Genomic DNA, 15,493 nt, shown 5'->3' on the forward strand with positions numbered 1-15,493 from the left:
GTCGGGGTGGGCCGGGAGGGGGAGGGGAATCCCGGCCCGCGTTCAACGCCCAGACGAGGAGAGAGGGGCGCTGAACGCTGGAACGCGTTACGCCGCTGCTGCTTCCGCCGGCTCATGCGAGGGCAGCGCAGCCAGTGCACCGGCAATGGCGTCTTCGCGGTGCTGCGGCGAGTAGGCGATGCCCTCGGCACGCACGAACTCGACCTCGTTGATGCCCATGAAGGCGAACACCTGGCGCAGGAACGGCTCCTGGAAGTCGGCCGGCGAATCGGTGTAGATGCCGCCACGGCTGCTGGCGATGATCACCCGCTTGCCACCGGCCAGACCCACCGGGCCATTCTCGGTGTACTTGAAGGTGCGGCCGGCCACGGCCACGCGGTCGATCCAGGCCTTCAGGGTGGAGGGGATGCTGAAGTTGTACATCGGCGCGCCGATCACCACCACGTCGGCATCGAGGAACTGCTGCATCACCTGTTCAGCGTCGGTCGCCTCGGCCGCATCGGTCTTGGCCAGCGAGCTGCTGCGCAGATGCGGTACCGGATTGGCGTCAAGATCGCGATAATCGACCTGCAGGCCGTCGATCTGGTCCTTGAACCGGGCCACCACCGCCGCCGACAGCTGGCGGGAGACGGAGTTGTCGCCAAGCACGCTGGCGTCGAGATGCAGAAGCTTCATGGCAGTCACCTATGTTCTGGAGGGAGGGGCGGGTAGTCCCCGCCGACGGAGAGAACGATAGGTTGTTGCAAAGGCGGAATAAAGGTGGTTGAATGCCACGTATTGTTCTAGATATGGAACTCGGGTATGCATGACCTGAATGATCTGTACTACTTCGCGATGGTGGTCGACCACGGCGGGTTCGCCGCGGCCGAGCGCGCCCTGGGCATCCCCAAGTCACGCCTGAGCCGCCGCATCAGCCAGCTGGAGACCGACCTGGGCGTGCGCCTGCTGCAGCGCTCCACGCGCCGCTTCGCGGTCACCGATGTCGGCACCAGCGTGCACCGTCACGCCCAGACCATGCTGGCCGAAGCACAGGCCGCACGCGAAGTGGTGGACCGCCTCAGTGCGGAGCCGCGCGGCGTGGTCCGCGCCAGCGTGCCGGTGTCGTTGGCGCAGATGCAGCTGCCCAAGCTGCTGCCCAAGTTCCTGGAGCAGTACCCGAAGGTGCGGCTGCAGCTGAACATCAGCAACCGCCGCGTGGACATCATCAACGAAGGCTACGACGTGGCCCTGCGCGTGCGTTCGCGCCTGGACGACGACGGCAGCCTGGTGATGCGCAGCTTCGGCCAGGTGCAGGAACTGCTGGTAGCCAGCCCGAAGTACCTGGACCGCGCCGGCCGCCCGAAGGAGCCCGAAGAGCTGACCCAGCACGTCACCCTCAGCATCAGCGAGGACGAAGCGCGCCAGCGCTGGGAACTGCATGGCCCGGAAGGCGAAGTGCGGCGGGTGGACCTGCAGCCGCGCGTGGCCGGCTTCGACTTCCCGCTGCTGCAGAGCATGGTCAAGGACGGTTTCGGCATCACCATGCTGCCGGAAACCGTGTGCGCCGATGCCGTACGCAATGGCGAGCTGGAAGTGGTGCTGCCGGACTGGTCGCTGCCACAGGGCGTGTGCCACGCCGTGTTTGCCTCGCGTCGCGGCCTGCTGCCGGCGGTGCGCGTGTTCATCGATTTCCTGGCCGAGCACCTGCCGCCGCAGCTGGAGGCCTCGCGCCTGCATTGCGACGGCGCCTGCGAGAAGGCCAAGGAGCGCATCAAGGCCAGCGCGCTGGGTGCGCTGGCGGTGGATGCGGGCTGAGCCTGGAGCGGTAACGCCGGGCCAGACCCGGCCGCGACGACGGTCTTGGGCAAATCGCCCGGCCGTGCGAGAATGCGTGCCCGGCCAGCAGTGCCGGGCCGATACGGAGAGATGGCCGAGCGGTTTAAGGCACCGGTCTTGAAAACCGGCGAAGGGTTAAACCTTCCGTGGGTTCGAATCCCACTCTCTCCGCCAATCGCTCAAAAAAGCCCCTGGAAACAGGGGCTTTTTTTTGCATCCAGCATGCGCGATTTTCTACGAACCCAGCATTGCACCTCGGACTGGATCCATAGAGCGCGGCGACCGATGCGGAAGCGACCGGCCTTGATCTCGCCATAGGTGAAGGTCGTGCTCATGCCGGTCATCTGGCGCACGAGATAGGCAAGCGCAGCTTTTCCCGTTTGCCATCGCGGTTGTGATTCGGCCATCACCGGGGGCGATCCTCTTGCGTCTCAAGATTTGGAGCCGCCGGCCGATAACGGCTCAACCCCGTCTAGAAATGGTGCCTCAGAATGAGGGAAAGCAGCGACGTACTCTGGGTGGCAGGTGCACTAGCTATCCCTTTGGCATTGTTCACCTGGTGGCTGTCGGTCAAGTCCGGTCTGAATTTCGAAGTGATCTTGACGGCGTTGGTGAGAGTGCTCGGAGTGCTGGTGCTCTATGGGTTGGCATCGTGGCTCGCCAGCTCATTGGGGTATAGCAATCCGTGGCAATTCCTTGTCCCGGGGCTGTGGTTTGCATCGTGGCCGGCGTTGATTGCCAAAGGCACCAGCGCTCCGGAATTCTTCGTACTGCGAGGCGCAGACCCTGCGTTGGACTGGTGGGCGACGCCCGCATTCTTGTGGGGGATGCTGGCGGCCCTGGTAGTCGGAGCGAGTTGGCTCTACATCAAGGCCAACCGCTACCGGTAGACCTCCACATGATCACGCGTTGCGGAATCTGGGCGTGATTGAATTGCACCATGTGCCATTCCGCCCAGATCACCGCCGCGTATCCGAGGCTGGACCCGGTGACCGGCGCCACGTCGTCATTGCAGGCGTTTGCCGCGCTCTAACCACTCCGCCGTACCAGCATACGCTGGCGGCGCAGACGCAGTTAAATTATCAGTGGGCAAAATGGACTCGCCTTGTCCGTAGGAGCCTCGCTAATCTTCGCGGACCGTTGGCGGTCCCGCCGAGAGCACGGTCGCGCAGTCCGACATGACGGGTTTCATGCTTTTGCCGGCCACGTCCACCATATGAAAGCAGGCACTGAACACACGCGCCTGTGCTTCACCCTTCCTGCCTGGCGTGCCGGGTGTGCGCCCCCATATTTCCACCTGGTAGCGCTTGCCCGGCCGCAGCGCGGGGGCGGACGCCGCGCCCGCGCCGTAGGTGAGGCACTGGCCGGGGGGCAGCGAAGGTTCGGATGTGCCTGCACGAAGAAAATCGTGTTCCCACAGCGAGGGGCCACCGGTGCCCACTTCCATCACTGACACGCCGGTGACAAGGGGAGCATTGGCGCGCGTTTCATGGGTATCGGGCACGCCGAAGCAGGGCACGCCATCACGGTCCTGTATCGTCGCCTGCTGGTACCGGCCGGCTGGCGATGAACCGATGGCCATCATGGGCAGCAGCAGGCCCAGCAAGGTCAGCGGCAGTCTCGTCATGGCGTCGTCCTCAAAGAGGCATCCGCTACTTGCCGGCTGGCTGCGCAGATCGTAATGCGGAAGAGGACGCCGTTGCGCAGTCCGAAACGACAGGCTTCACCGCGCCTTTGCCGGCGACGTCCTCAACATGGAAGCAGGCGTTGAAGACGCGCTTCTGCGCCTCGCCCTCCCTGCCTGGTGCGCCGGGTGTGTAACCCGAGAGAACCACCTGGTAATACTTGCCCACCCCCAGTGCCGGGGCGGCAGTCTTGCCTGCGCCATACGTCAAGCACTGGTCTGGAGGCATCGCAGGTTCGGGAGCCCCTTCGCGCAGGAAGATGCGCTGCCATACAGGCTGATTTCCTTTACCCACTTCCGTTACTGTCACGCCGGCGATGAGTGGCGGGGCGTCACGCGTTTCACGCGTGTCGGGCACACCAAAACAGAGTGTGCCTTCTCTCTCCTGGATCGTTGCGCGCTGATAGGTTCCTCGCGGCTGCGAGCAACTGGCCATCATCGGCAGCAGCAGACCCAGCAGACCAAACAGGGCTACCGGCAATCGCACGCGCATCATCGGGTCGTCCTCGGCAGGTTGTCCTTGCTGCTGCGGTCGGCAAGGAACTGGGAGAGGGCGCGTTCCAGCTGCGCGCCGATATCAGCTGTCGCGCGATAACGGACATTGTTCATGCGCCACTGGGAGTCACGGAAGGTGACCAGGAAGTAATCTGCCAGCATATTGCCCTGTGCCTCCATGTTGTACTCATGGAACAGGCGCGTTTCGTCGAGCAGATAGTCGTAGCTCATGTTCGGCCGGGGCGCCCGTACCAGTTTGACGTTGTAGCCGAGCTGATACTGCCAGACGTGGGTCATCTCGTGGATGAAGAACTGCTGGAAATCGATGTCGTCGGCGGAGTAATCCTCCCGATAGATACCCTTCGGGAAATACATCTGCCCGTTGGGCGTCACGGCAGTGTCCTTGTCCTGGAAGCCGAAGAACATCCAGTAGCCGTGGTTATGGACCTTCACGGTGCTGTAGTCGACTGCATCGCCGAACACCAGGCGTGCCATCTCGATCTCGCCGGCGGTCATGGCGCGTTCGTGGCCAGGCGCGCTTACCGGTACCACGGAGGTGCCCATGCCCTCGGCGGTGGTCACCACACCGTCCACATCGAACACTTCCGCTTCGTCGGTGCTGGCCGGTGCCGCGCGCGCACAGCAGCCGGTCGGCTGTGTCGGCGGGCGCAGTTCGGCACGCACGATGGCCTGGCTCTGCGCGGTCGATACCCGCGCCGTCTCGCCCTGCGCATTGGTGGTGCCGGAAAGGGTCTGCCCATCGGCCAGATGCAGCGTGTACGGCACCTCGGCCAACGGTGCGCCCTGCAGGCCGAGAAAACGGATGGCCTGATCGAACGCGGTGGGCAGTGCGCGCGCCAGCTGTGCGGCCGTGCTGGCGACCGCGACCGCGGCCGCCTTGCCGGCACTGCCTGTGCTCCCGCCGCCGCCACCACCCCCTCCGCCCCCCGTGACATGCACCACGGCCTGCTGGCTGGACAACACCCGGCAGCCGCAGGCCAGCGCGCTGCCGTGCAACGCCACCGGCTGGCCGTCCACCATCAAGGTGGCATCGCCTTCGACAATTGGAAAGACGCCTTTATGCAGGGTAGGGCAGGTCGCTTTGTCGCTGACCCGCGCGACGCCGATGCCGCCGATGTCGGTTTCACTTGAGGCCGTGATGACCCGTCCGCCGCTGGAGGTCGGGTCCCCCATCACAATCCAGTTCCGTCCCATGGTTCGCTTCCATTGCAGACCAGGGCTCCATGATGCGCCGGTTCAGGTCGGGCTGGCTGAATAGGCGGCGAGACGGATGGCAGGCCGCACTGTGTCGCGACCCGCCGTGGTGCTGCGGGTTCTGGATCAACGCAGGCGTGTCTCGGTCAGCGGCGTCGAGTGAAGGCGGTCACAAGTTGATGTTTCACTCGCGGCGCTCTGTCGCGTGCTGCGCCAAATGCCGCATCTGCCTCTTTTCCAGAGGCCGCGCAGGGCCAACGATGGCCGCGCCAAGGCACCCGCCCTAGCCGGGATTGGCGTCCCGAACTTACATGACGCGCGGCGTCGCGGTTGCGGTGAAAACTGCAATCGCGACAATGCATCACTCTGCCAGTTCATGGCGGATGGTGCGTGGGGATCACTGATCCGCCGGCTTCCTGCGGCATGTATCCGGCACGCCAACCCGCACCGTCCGCCACCTTGCCTCCGCGGGTGGCCCACCTGTGAGGTTGCCGCCATGCCTGATCTGCACCCCGACTATCCCCGCCTGCACGCCCTGCTCGGCGATGCGCTGCGTGATCTACCCAACACCCTTGCTGAAAAGATGGAGGACGCCCTCAGCGATGCCGCCGCGTCCTCGCCGCCGTCCGCGTTCTTCACTCATCTGTTGGGCCATGGCAGGAACCTGCGCGCGGATGGCCAGCCCTGGACCGAAACCCGCCTCAGCCCGGGGCGCGCGTTCGATCTGGCCCTGGCGACCCGATGCGCATCCGGCATCACCGCGCTGACGGCAGTGCTGCAGGCATCCCACGTGGCCCGGGAAAACGACGATCCGGACGGTTATCCCTCGGCGGCGCTGGTCCATGGCATGTTCGATGCCTGCCATGCGCTGTCGTTGCAGATCGAGCGCTGCCTCGTTCCCTGAGCCGCCTGTTGTCCCTCACGCCTCGTTTGCATTTCCGCCGTCCGCCATTGCTAAGGTCGCTGCGCACCCCGAACAGGAACCTGCAATGACCCGGATGTCCTCGCTCACGCTGCTCGCACTCTGCCTCGCCCCCACGCTGGCCTTCGCCCAGTCCGATCGCGAGGTGGCCGAACACATGGTCACCCGCGCCGCCAATGTCTGCCCCGGCCACAGCGCCGAGCGCACCACGCCCACGGTGAAGAAGGTCCCGGTCGGCGCGCTGCGGGTGATGCTGGATCGTGGCCTGGTGATGTGCCCGGACCGGCGCCTGGACGCCAGCGCGCCGGCCGTGTTCTACGGCCGGGTAGGTGTGTTCGGCTGGAACCCGGACGTTCCAGCGGCAGCGACCGTGGTCATCGGCCAGATCGACGCGATGACGCGCAAGGACGAGTACCCGGTGGAAACCCTGGTGTGGGATGCCCAGGGCAGGGCGCTGAGCCAGCAGACCGTGCCGGCCTTCGAGCCGCGCCCTGGCGCCGCGGTGCTGTACAAGGTCCGCTAGGGCGCCATCGGAGGCGCGGTGTCCGGCACCAGCGTGAACCGGTAGCGGTTCTCGTAAAGCTTCACTTCCAGCTGTGTCCGGCCGCGCCGTTCGAGGGTGTACAGCTTGCCGGCCCAGGGGCTGCCCAGGGCCGTGATCGGATTGATGTTGCCCAGCCGGCTGGCGTCCAGATGCACCACGACGCGGTCGTCCAGGTACGCCACCTTCACCGTGCTGAAGAACGTGGCGTACTGGCCGCTGGTCATCGCGGCATAGCCGGACAGCTCCGGGTGCGCCACCAGGAAGGCGAACTGCGTGCTGAAGTCGATACCGGAAAGATCCGGCGCGCGGTACTGCGATTGCCGGGCCCACGCAGCGTCGGTGCTGTCCAGCGCATCGGCGGAGGTGATGGGGAAGAACTGGAGGTCCATGTAACCGGGGCCATTGCCATCGACGCGGGCCTGCCCGCCTTCCACCGAGGCCGACGAGACCAGATTCGGGTAGGCCAGCGCCGGCAGCCCGCTGACGCGGAACTCGCTGTGCGCCTGCACCTCCTGCGGTGGGTTGAAGAACTCGCCGACCTTCTCGCTCTGGCAGGCCGAGAGCAGGGCCAGCAGGGCCAGCGGCAACGCGCGTCCGAGCGCGGAACGGGGGTGGATCATGCGATGTGCCTCATCCTTGGGGGACGACAGTAGACCACGCTCTGCGGCAGCGGTACTGGTCCGACGCATTGCGCTGCCTGTTCAGGCATGTATTTGCGGGGCTGCGTGCACAAGCCCGACGCGTGGATATGCTAGCGTTGAGACGTTCCACCGTTGGCCTGGATGCCTGATGAACTACGCTGAATGGATTCGCGAACAGCACGCGCGCAGTGTGGCGGCCGAGCAGATTGCCGAGGCCGCGCTGGACGGGCCGGCACTGTGTGCTGGCGACACCGAAAGCCTTGCGCCGCTGCTGCGGGGAGTGAGCCAGCTGCTGGCGGTGCCGGTGGCCGATGTGCAGATTGTCGGCTCGGCCCGCTTCGGCTTTTCGCTGCGCGATGGCGCGGCTTTCGATCCCGCGTTTTCCGATCTGGATCTGGCCATCGTCAACGCCGGGTTGTATCAGCGGTGCTCGGCGCCGACGGCGGCGTCGGCCGATGCCGCCCGCTTCCCGGAGCGTGATTTCCCCGCCGACGAGCGCATCGCAGTGCGCAAGGCATTCGATGCGCTTTCACTTTCAGTGGCCGACCGCTTCGCCTACGTCTCGGTCGCGGTGTTCCCGGACCAGGCCGCGCTGGTGCGCGCACAGGCAGGGCGCATCCGTGCCTACCTGGGCGTTGCGGGCCCGGCGCCCGCTGCCCGACCGGCCGGTGCCGCGCCCGCCGGCGCCGTGGAAACCCCCTTCCAGCACATCGTGGATGCGGGCCTGCCGCAGTACCTGCTGCCCATCGCTGCCAGTACACCGGGCAATGCCTCACCCTGGCTGGCCGACCGTGCGGCCTTCGAGCGCGCGTTCGGCGGCAGCAGCCTGCGCCGGCTGCGGCTGGCGGCGCTGGGGCGCGCACTCGCCGACCTGGCGCAGGTGGTGCAGGTGCACTGCTGTCTGGTGGGCGGCAGCTTCGTGGACGTCTCCAATGCCGTGCCGAACGATCTGGACATCGTGGTGTTCTACAGTGCGCGGGCAGACGTCCGCTTCGAGCCGGGGCGTGCCCTGCAGCGGCTGACCCGCAAATTCCTGCTTGAACACATCGACATGCGTTTCGTGCCGTGCGACGCCGAGCCGTGGCTGATGGTCAAGCTGACCTCGTACTTCACCCAGTTGTATCAGTCGCGCCGGCCGGGCACGGACGCGCGCGAACATGGCCTGGTGCTGTTGCTGCCGGGTACCGGGACGGGGCAGTGATGACCGCACGCTTGGCCACCACACCCACAGGTGCCCCCGTCGCCTCCGAACGGGTGCTGATGCCGCTGCCGCCGCCGCAGCCGTCCTTGGCGCTGGCGGGTCGGCTGCAGGCGTGCGACCTCAGGCTGCCCGCGTTGCTGCCCTGCGCGCAGCCCTGCGAAACGCTGTGGTCCCATCGCGGTCATCCGCGGTTGCGGGCGGCGGTGCAGCAGCTGCGCCATCCGCTGTCGGCGCACATGCAGATGCCGGCGTTCGATCTGGCCGTGCTGGCTGCGGCGGAGGCTGCCGAGGCCGAGGCCTATCGGCAGTGGCACCGCACCGTGCAGGGGCCGCTGTCGATGGCCGATGTACAGCGCTTCGTCTCGCTCAGCACGGGCTGTGACGGCGCGCTGCGCAGCGGGCCGGTATGGATCCGCGCCCATGATGGGCGCGCGCAGCTGCCGATGGTGCCGGCCCTGCAGGGGGCCGCGCGTTGGGACGAGCTGCTGCGGCAACGGGCCGCGCCCGATCCGGCTGAGGGCCTGCGGTCTGCGGTGCAGCTGCTGGCGCTGGCCAACAATGCGCATGCCTTTGCCGACGGCAATGGCCGGCTGGGGCGCGCGCTGTTCAATTTCTGCCTGCACCGCGCCGGGCTTCCGCAGGCCTGCTTCATCCCGCTGAAGGTGCTGACGGTGCTGTCCCGTGGCGGCTACGAAGTGCGCCTGCGCGAGGCGGAACTGTACGGTCGCTGGGAAGGGCTGTACGCCTGGCACTGCACGGCAATCGAGTTGTATGCATGGCTGGGACAGCAGCCGGCCATGCCCGACCGGAACGAGGATGTCTGATGTTCAACAAGCGCTATTGGCGGGTGCAGTCTGAAGTGAGCGAATGCGGGCTGGCATGCCTGGCGATCTGCTCGTCCATGCTGGGCGCGGATCTGGAAATGAGCGAGCTGCGGCGCAAGTACCACAACTCCCAGCGCGGTGTGGACCTGAACCAGCTGATCGCGCTGGCCAGCGCGCTGGACATGCAGTGCCGGCCGGTGCGCTGCGAGCCCAGCGATCTGCAGCATCTGGGCACGCCGGCCATCCTGCACTGGAAGCTCAATCATTTCGTGGTGCTGGAGAAGGTCTCGCGCGGCCGCTACCACATCATCGACCCGGCCCATGGCTCGCTGTCCTTCAGCGAAGCGGAGCTCTCCCAGGCCTTCACCGGCATCGCGGTGGAGGTCAGTTCCTCGCCCAGCTTCCGGCCGCGCAAGCAGCGTTCGCCGCTCAACATCTGGTCGATGATCCGCTTCAAGGGCGGCGTCGGCACCGCGCTGTTCCATACGCTGGTCTATACGCTGCTGCTGCAGGGCTTCGTGCTGCTGTCACCGTTCTTCATGCAGTTGGCGGTGGACGAAGGTGTGCTGCGCGGCGACCGCGGCTTCCTGATGGCGCTCGCGCTGGGGTTCGGTGCGGTGGCCGTGTTCAACAGCCTGGCCGAGGCGCTGCGCGGGGTCACGCTGCAGCGGGCGTCGGCGTTGATGGGCTGGGATATGAGCCGGCGCCTGTTCCATCATCTGGTCAGCCTGCCGCTGACCTGGTTCCATCGACGCCGTCTGGCCGATGCGCTGTCGCGGATGGAGTCGATCGACCCGATCCGCCAGCTGATCGCCAACGGGCTCATCGGCGCACTGCTGGACGGTGTGCTGGCGCTGGGCATCATCGTGCTGATGTTCGTCTACTCGCCGCTGATGAGTCTGGTCGCACTGACTGCGCTGGGGCTGTACGTACTGATGCGGGTGGCCGCCATTCCGATGTCGATGAAGATGGGCATGGCCAGTCTGCAGGCGAACATCGCCGAGCGCGGGACGCGCATCGAAACGCTGCGCGCGATGCAGTCGATCAAGACCATGGGCGGCGAGTTCTCGCGCGAATCGATCTGGGCCAACAAGTACGCCGATCTGGTGCGCGCTTCGTTGAACAGCGCCAACCTGCAGATCGGCATCGGCGCGGGGCGCACCCTGCTTGATGGCCTCAGCCTGGTGGCCATCGTCTACATCGGCGCCCAGGCGGTACTGGCCAACACGCTGACGGTGGGCGCGCTGTATGCCTTCGTGGCCTACCGGCAGCAGCTGAGCAACCGGCTGACCACGCTGGTGGACCAGTGCATCGCCTGGCGCCTGACCGAGCTGCATTCGGACCGCATTGCCGATATCGCGCTCAGTCCCAGCGAAGAGGGCTTCAGCAAGGATCCCTCGGCGTCGGACAGCATGGAAGGGCACATCCAGCTGCGTTCGGTGTACTTCCAGTACTCGGCCCAGGAAGCGCCGGCGCTGAAGGACATCAATCTGGCCATTGCGCCGGGTGAGTTCGTGGCCATCACCGGCCCGTCCGGCTGTGGCAAGAGCACGCTGGTGAAGGTGCTGACCGGGCTGTACCCGCCCAGTGCCGGCGAGCTGCTCTATGACGGGCTGAACATCGCCAGCTGGGGGCCGCGCGTGGTCCGTCAGCGGATGGGCGTGGTGATGCAGGATGATGAGCTGCTGACCGGTTCGATCGTGGAGAACGTGACCTTCTTCGCCGAGCGCCCGGACATCGCGTTGGTCTGGCAGTGCCTGGAAATGGCGGCAGTGAAGGAGGATGTGCAGCGCATGCCGATGCAGCTGGAAACGCTGGTGGGCGACATGGGCTCGACCCTATCCGGTGGCCAGAAGCAGCGCCTGCTGCTGGCCCGCGCGCTGTACCGCAAGCCCAGCATCCTGGTGCTGGATGAGGCCACCGCGAACCTGGACGTGGCGCGTGAGAGCCGCATCTACCAGGCGCTGGCGCAGCTGGATATCACCCGCATCCTGATCACCCACCGCCCCGACACCATGCGCCTGGCCGACCGTCTGGTGCGCATCGACCAGGGCAGGGTGGTGGGCGATACCCGCAAGCCCACCGCAGCGGCGCCCACAGCGGCGCCGACCGTCAACCTCATTCCTGCCGTCGTTTCGCCGCCCGCAGTGGCTCCAGCAGCCAGTCCAGCAGCGAACGTTTCTCCAGAACCAGATCGGCTTTGAGGCGTGCTACAGCCAGGAACGAAACCACGCCGACGCGGGCACCCAACCAGAATTACCGGGCGCCCAGCGCCCGACAATCGCCATCCTTCACTGCACGGTGGGGCGCATATCCCTAGCGGGCGGCGCGGTAGAAGCTGAGCAGGCACTCGTCGCGGGATCCATCGGTAGTGAAGTGCAGAACAGTCCCATTGGAACGAAGCTCGTAAGCAGATTCCCTGCTCACTCGTTCAGCGGCTGCATTGTGCGGGCTCGGCGGATACATGAACTGCTCAAGCGCGTATTTTTCCTTCAAGGACGCAGCGGGATAGCAATGACCCTGTTCCAGCTTGGCATAGAAGAAACTGATTCCCTGCACCAGGCGCGGATGGATCCTGAATTCGGTATAGGCGATCCGGTAACCATCGCGGGTCTCGATCGGGCTTGACCTGAAAACGACGGGGTCGGTATTGCTGTTGCCCTGCTGCATGAATTCACGTGCGCCCATGCTTCGGAAGAAATCGAAGCCCAGCGGCCAAGGGGCTTCGGCAAGCTTCTGAATCACGTCTTCAAGTGAATTCTCGTTGCTGTCCTTTCCTCGGGCGCCGTCTTCAGCAGATGCCTGGAATGCGAGTGGCAGGGTCAAAGACAACAGAGGTAGCAGGAGACGCTTCCGGGAGAGATTGAGATTCATCGTTCCTGTTCCTGGGAGTGGCCGCCAAGTTGCAACATGGAAGCCACCTCATTGCCCGCTCTGCGCGAAGCGTGGGCATTGCAGTTCCGCGACGGCGCCGACCGTCAACCTCATTCCTGCCGTCGTTTCGCCGCCAGCAGTGGCTCCAGCAGCCAGTCCAGCAGCGAACGCTTCTCCAGAACCAGATCGGCTTTGAGGCGCATGCCCGGGGTCAGTGCCAGCGCCTTGCCATAGGCCTGCATCTGCTGGTCGTCCAGCGCGGCCAGCAGGCGGTACTGGCTTTCCACGGCCTGCAGATCGGCGGGCAGTTCGTCCGGTGCGGTCGGTGAGCGCGCGATCTTGACGATCCGGGCGCGGCCGACGCCGAACTTCTGGTAGGGGAAGGCGTCGTACATCAGCCGCACGTCGGTGCCGACATTGACGAAGGCGATGGCCGAGGAGGGCACCCACAGCTCGGCGAACAGCTGCGAGCCTTCCGGCATCATCACCCCGAGCGTGCGCCCGGCGGTGACCGTGGCGCCCGGCTTGGCCTGCAGCCAGGTGACCTGCCCGGCGGACTGCGCCACCAGATTGAACTGCGTGCCCAGCTTGTAGTTGATCGCCTTCTCGCGCGCGCCCAGCAGTTCGGAGAGCGCGGTGGCGCGGTTGGCGTCACGCTCTGCCTTGAGGCGGCCCAGCTCGTGCCGCATCTGCTCGTGCTCCTGTTCCAGCTGGGCAATGCGCGTCTGCACTTCGGCCACCGATTGGCGCACGTTCAGTACCCGCACCTCCGCGTCGCGGTACTGCAGTTCGGACACCAGCTTGTCCGCGCGCAGGCGGCCCAGGTCGTGCACGGTCTTCTCGGCGATAGCCTGCTGTTGCTGGTACAGCGTGACGTTGTCACGCAGTACCGAAAGCTGGCGGGTGGTGCCCAGCATGCGCTCGCGGATGCCGGCCTCCTGGCTTTCCAGGGATGCTTCGGTGGCGCGTTCGCGATCGACCGACGCCTGGGTGAGGCGCTCGGCCATGCCGGACAGGGTGGCGCCGGTGCTCTCGCCGGTATCGATCACCGAATCCACCGAGACGCTGACGATGGGGTCGCCCTGGCGGACCTTCGCGCCTTCCTCCACATGCACGTTGCTGACGATGCCCGAGCGCTGGCTGATGATCGGCAACAGGCCGCGCGAGGGGACCAGCGCACCGGACACGGTTTCCTTGCGCGGGAACGAGGTGGTCACCAGGAACAGTACCGCCAGGCCCAGCAGTGCAACCACGAAGCCGGTGGCCAGCCACATGCCGACACCCGGTGCCTGCACCGGTGAGCCGAAGCGCTGCGTGGCGGCCTCGATCGCTTCGTTGCGGAACAGCGGAATCACATCCGCCGTCTCATCCTTCCTGGCTGGTTCCATGTGGCCTGCGGTGCCGCGTCGTTGCGGAGAGTGGGATGGGTAGGGACATCATCGCGCGGTTCGGGGCGCAAGGCAGCCACGGCCACCGGCCACGTCCAGGTAGTAGTCGTAATCGTCGCGCAGGCCGAAGCCCACCCGCCAGGAGATCGGGAACACGTTGGCGGGCTGGTCGGAGACCTGGGTCTGCAGGGTGACCGTGCGGCCATTGAACGTGACCGGTGCGGTGGCCTCGGCGTAGCGGACCGGTTGCAGGCCGTGCATCGTCCAGCGGCGTCGCTGCACCAGGCTGGCCTGTGGGTAGGTGGACAGGTCCACGCCGGAGGCTTCCAGTGCGACATCGGTGCCGGTGTCGAGCAGGACGAGCTCGTCGCGCTTGCCGATGCGCATCGGCAGGCGCAGCGAGTACTGGCCGCCCCACAGTGCAGAGGTGGTTGCCAGTGGTTGCCGGCAGGTATCGGCAGGCAGTGCCTTCAACAGCTCCAGCTCGGTGGGCCGCAGCACCAGCGGACCCAGCCGATACAGCAGGTCCAGGCCGATGATGTTGAACTCGATCTGGTCGGTGACCGTAAAGGCGACGTTGCTGAAGTGCAGATCGCCCAGCTGCACATCGACCGGAGCGGCCAGGCCGATCGCCACGGTCTGCCCGGGCCGCGAATTGTCGGTGGCGAAGTTGTCGGTCACCGCCAGGCCCATCGCCTGTGCGGCCTTGCGGCTTATATGCGAACGGGTGGCGCCGGTGTCGATGATGAAATCGGAGTCGATGTCGCGCTGCTTTCCATCCTGGCCGCCCCGGATCTTGCCGCGGATGACAGGGACACCGGCCTTGGCCGACAGCGGCAGGCGGGTTCCGGCAGGCGGCGGTGCGGCCAGCGTGGCCGATCGCGGCCATTGGCTGAAGGATTCGAACGCGGGGGCGGTGATGGCGCGTACTTCCTCGCCTGCACGCAGCGACGGCGCGACATGCTGCTGATAGAGCGCGCGGACCTTCTGCATGTCGGCGGCCCAGCCGGCGATGTCGCCTTCCAGCAGACGGTTGCCGGCACGCAGGCTCCGGCACAGGTACATGACCCCCTGGCTCTTCTCGGCCACCACGGCAGCGTCGGCGATACAGGTGTCGGCCCAGCGATTGGACTGGGCGATTTCGCCACGCGTGCGGTGGTAGCCGGCACGTGCGGCCAGCCGTGCCGTGGTATTGGATTTGCCGATCCGCTCCAGGGCCGCGCTGTTGCCCTGCATCACCGCCACGGTGATGCCATGGCTGTCTTCAGCGACCACATCGCGGGCCCCGGCGGGGGCGGCCACGCCCAGCGCGATCACTGCGGACATCAGGAATTTCATTGCCTCAGCTCCTCTGTGACACGTATCGGCCGCCCGGTCTCCCGGGCGGCCGATGTTCCGGTGCAGCATCAGAACCCGCTGATGACCAGGTTGAACTGGCCGGTGAACGAGTTGGTGTTCGGATCGAACGTCAGGCCGATGTTGAACGACACACCGTTACCGAAGTCCTGGTTGAAGCTGGCGTTGTAGTTGCTCACATTGAAGTGATCGGTGGTCAGACCCAGGGTGTAGGTCTGGCCTGCATACTGGAAGCTGCCGTTACCGGCCAGGCCCCAGTTGCCATTGGTCAGATTCAGGTTCTCGGTCAGGTTGAAGGTCAGGTTGTAGTCCTGCAAGACCCATGTCTGGGTCGCGCTGGCTACACCGTTGCCATCAATGCTGGCGTTGGAACTGAAGGTGGTCTCGCCACCGCCGTCGCCACCACCACCACCGCCGCCGCCGCCACCACCGCCGCCATCGCCCGGATCCCACGGATCGGTCCAGTCCGGCGGATCCGGGTTGGGACCCCAGTCGTCCGGCGGGGTCACATCGACCGGCGGCAGATCGGTGGTA

General features: G+C 66.0%; 17 protein-coding genes and 1 tRNA gene. 8 read left to right on the forward strand and 10 right to left on the reverse strand.

Features of this window, described 5'->3' with window-relative positions:
* Positions 1-87: 87 nt before the first annotated feature.
* Positions 88-675 (reverse strand): NAD(P)H-dependent oxidoreductase, encoded by a 588-nt coding sequence (locus N7367_RS18460; RefSeq protein ID WP_279942958.1) that lies wholly within the window; start codon positions 673-675, stop codon positions 88-90.
* Positions 676-801: 126 nt separating this feature from the next.
* On the opposite strand from N7367_RS18460, the gene N7367_RS18465 reads away from it, so the two are divergent.
* Complete coding sequence (locus N7367_RS18465; RefSeq protein WP_053520355.1) at positions 802-1,794, forward strand: LysR family transcriptional regulator; 993 nt, start codon at positions 802-804, stop codon at positions 1,792-1,794.
* Positions 1,795-1,899: 105 nt separating this feature from the next.
* A tRNA-Ser gene (locus N7367_RS18470) sits at positions 1,900-1,989 on the forward strand.
* A gap of 5 nt (positions 1,990-1,994) precedes the next feature.
* On the opposite strand, the gene N7367_RS18475 is transcribed toward N7367_RS18470, so the two are convergent.
* On the reverse strand, positions 1,995-2,222 hold the full coding sequence (locus N7367_RS18475) for a hypothetical protein (protein ID WP_081284464.1): 228 nt from the start codon (positions 2,220-2,222) through the stop codon (positions 1,995-1,997).
* Between the two features lie 84 nt (positions 2,223-2,306).
* Here N7367_RS18475 and N7367_RS18480 point away from each other — a divergent pair, with 84 nt between their 5' ends.
* Complete coding sequence (locus tag N7367_RS18480) at positions 2,307-2,705, forward strand: hypothetical protein (protein ID WP_065183054.1); 399 nt, start codon at positions 2,307-2,309, stop codon at positions 2,703-2,705.
* A 233-nt stretch (positions 2,706-2,938) separates the two neighbouring features.
* Here the strand turns inward: N7367_RS18480 and N7367_RS18485 are convergent, their stop codons facing one another.
* Genes N7367_RS18485 through N7367_RS18495 form a run of 3 tightly spaced genes read right to left on the reverse strand, consistent with a single transcriptional unit; the run spans position 2,939 to position 5,188 of the window.
* A complete protein-coding gene (locus N7367_RS18485) occupies positions 2,939-3,421 on the reverse strand; it encodes a hypothetical protein (RefSeq protein ID WP_279942959.1) in 483 nt (160 codons plus the stop codon).
* A 46-nt stretch (positions 3,422-3,467) separates the two neighbouring features.
* Positions 3,468-3,995, reverse strand: coding sequence for a hypothetical protein (locus N7367_RS18490; protein ID WP_128989615.1), 528 nt, complete (start codon positions 3,993-3,995; stop codon positions 3,468-3,470).
* The gene (locus N7367_RS18495; protein WP_279942960.1) at positions 3,992-5,188 is read right to left on the reverse strand and encodes a PAAR domain-containing protein; all 1,197 of its coding nucleotides are present in this window, start codon (positions 5,186-5,188) and stop codon (positions 3,992-3,994) included. Before N7367_RS18495 ends, N7367_RS18490 begins: the two co-directional genes overlap by 4 nt.
* Before the next feature lie 517 nt (positions 5,189-5,705).
* Here N7367_RS18495 and N7367_RS18500 point away from each other — a divergent pair.
* Both N7367_RS18500 and N7367_RS18505 read left to right on the forward strand, forming a co-directional pair.
* Entirely contained in the window at positions 5,706-6,113 is a 408-nt protein-coding gene (locus N7367_RS18500; RefSeq protein ID WP_279942961.1) for a hypothetical protein, read from the forward strand.
* Positions 6,114-6,222: 109 nt separating this feature from the next.
* Positions 6,223-6,654, forward strand: a complete 432-nt coding sequence (locus N7367_RS18505; RefSeq protein ID WP_193396701.1) for a hypothetical protein — start codon at positions 6,223-6,225, stop codon at positions 6,652-6,654.
* Here N7367_RS18505 and N7367_RS18510 read toward each other — a convergent pair.
* Positions 6,651-7,295: a hypothetical protein gene (locus N7367_RS18510; protein ID WP_065183049.1), complete on the reverse strand. Its 645-nt coding sequence runs from the start codon at positions 7,293-7,295 to the stop codon at positions 6,651-6,653. The two genes, N7367_RS18505 and N7367_RS18510, sit on opposite strands and share 4 nt — an antisense overlap.
* A 169-nt stretch (positions 7,296-7,464) precedes the next feature.
* Here N7367_RS18510 and N7367_RS18515 point away from each other — a divergent pair, with 169 nt between their 5' ends.
* The 3 genes from N7367_RS18515 to N7367_RS18525 are packed head-to-tail and all read left to right on the forward strand — an operon-like array spanning position 7,465 to position 11,545.
* On the forward strand, positions 7,465-8,517 hold the full coding sequence (locus N7367_RS18515; RefSeq protein WP_279942962.1) for a hypothetical protein: 1,053 nt from the start codon (positions 7,465-7,467) through the stop codon (positions 8,515-8,517).
* Positions 8,517-9,341: a Fic family protein gene (locus N7367_RS18520; RefSeq protein WP_279942963.1), complete on the forward strand. Its 825-nt coding sequence runs from the start codon at positions 8,517-8,519 to the stop codon at positions 9,339-9,341. The genes N7367_RS18515 and N7367_RS18520 overlap by 1 nt, the downstream gene beginning before the upstream one ends.
* A complete protein-coding gene (locus N7367_RS18525) occupies positions 9,341-11,545 on the forward strand; it encodes a peptidase domain-containing ABC transporter (RefSeq protein WP_080375279.1) in 2,205 nt (734 codons plus the stop codon). The genes N7367_RS18520 and N7367_RS18525 overlap by 1 nt, the downstream gene beginning before the upstream one ends.
* 112 nt (positions 11,546-11,657) lie before the next feature.
* Here the strand turns inward: N7367_RS18525 and N7367_RS18530 are convergent, their stop codons facing one another.
* The 4 genes from N7367_RS18530 to N7367_RS18545 all read right to left on the reverse strand — a co-directional run.
* Positions 11,658-12,215, reverse strand: a complete 558-nt coding sequence (locus N7367_RS18530; protein ID WP_279942964.1) for a hypothetical protein — start codon at positions 12,213-12,215, stop codon at positions 11,658-11,660.
* Positions 12,216-12,325: 110 nt separating this feature from the next.
* On the reverse strand, positions 12,326-13,603 hold the full coding sequence (locus N7367_RS18535) for an HlyD family efflux transporter periplasmic adaptor subunit (RefSeq protein WP_128989242.1): 1,278 nt from the start codon (positions 13,601-13,603) through the stop codon (positions 12,326-12,328).
* A 48-nt stretch (positions 13,604-13,651) separates the two neighbouring features.
* Positions 13,652-14,941 carry a retropepsin-like aspartic protease gene (locus tag N7367_RS18540; RefSeq protein ID WP_279942965.1) on the reverse strand — a complete coding sequence of 430 codons (1,290 nt, stop codon included), beginning with the start codon at positions 14,939-14,941 and terminating at the stop codon, positions 13,652-13,654.
* A gap of 68 nt (positions 14,942-15,009) precedes the next feature.
* Positions 15,010-15,493: hypothetical protein (locus N7367_RS18545; RefSeq protein ID WP_279942966.1), on the reverse strand; the 484-nt coding region annotated here is incomplete at its 5' end.

Origin of the sequence: Stenotrophomonas sp. GD04145 (assembly GCF_029835135.1) — a bacterium.
Lineage (GTDB): Bacteria > Pseudomonadota > Gammaproteobacteria > Xanthomonadales > Xanthomonadaceae > Stenotrophomonas > Stenotrophomonas maltophilia_P.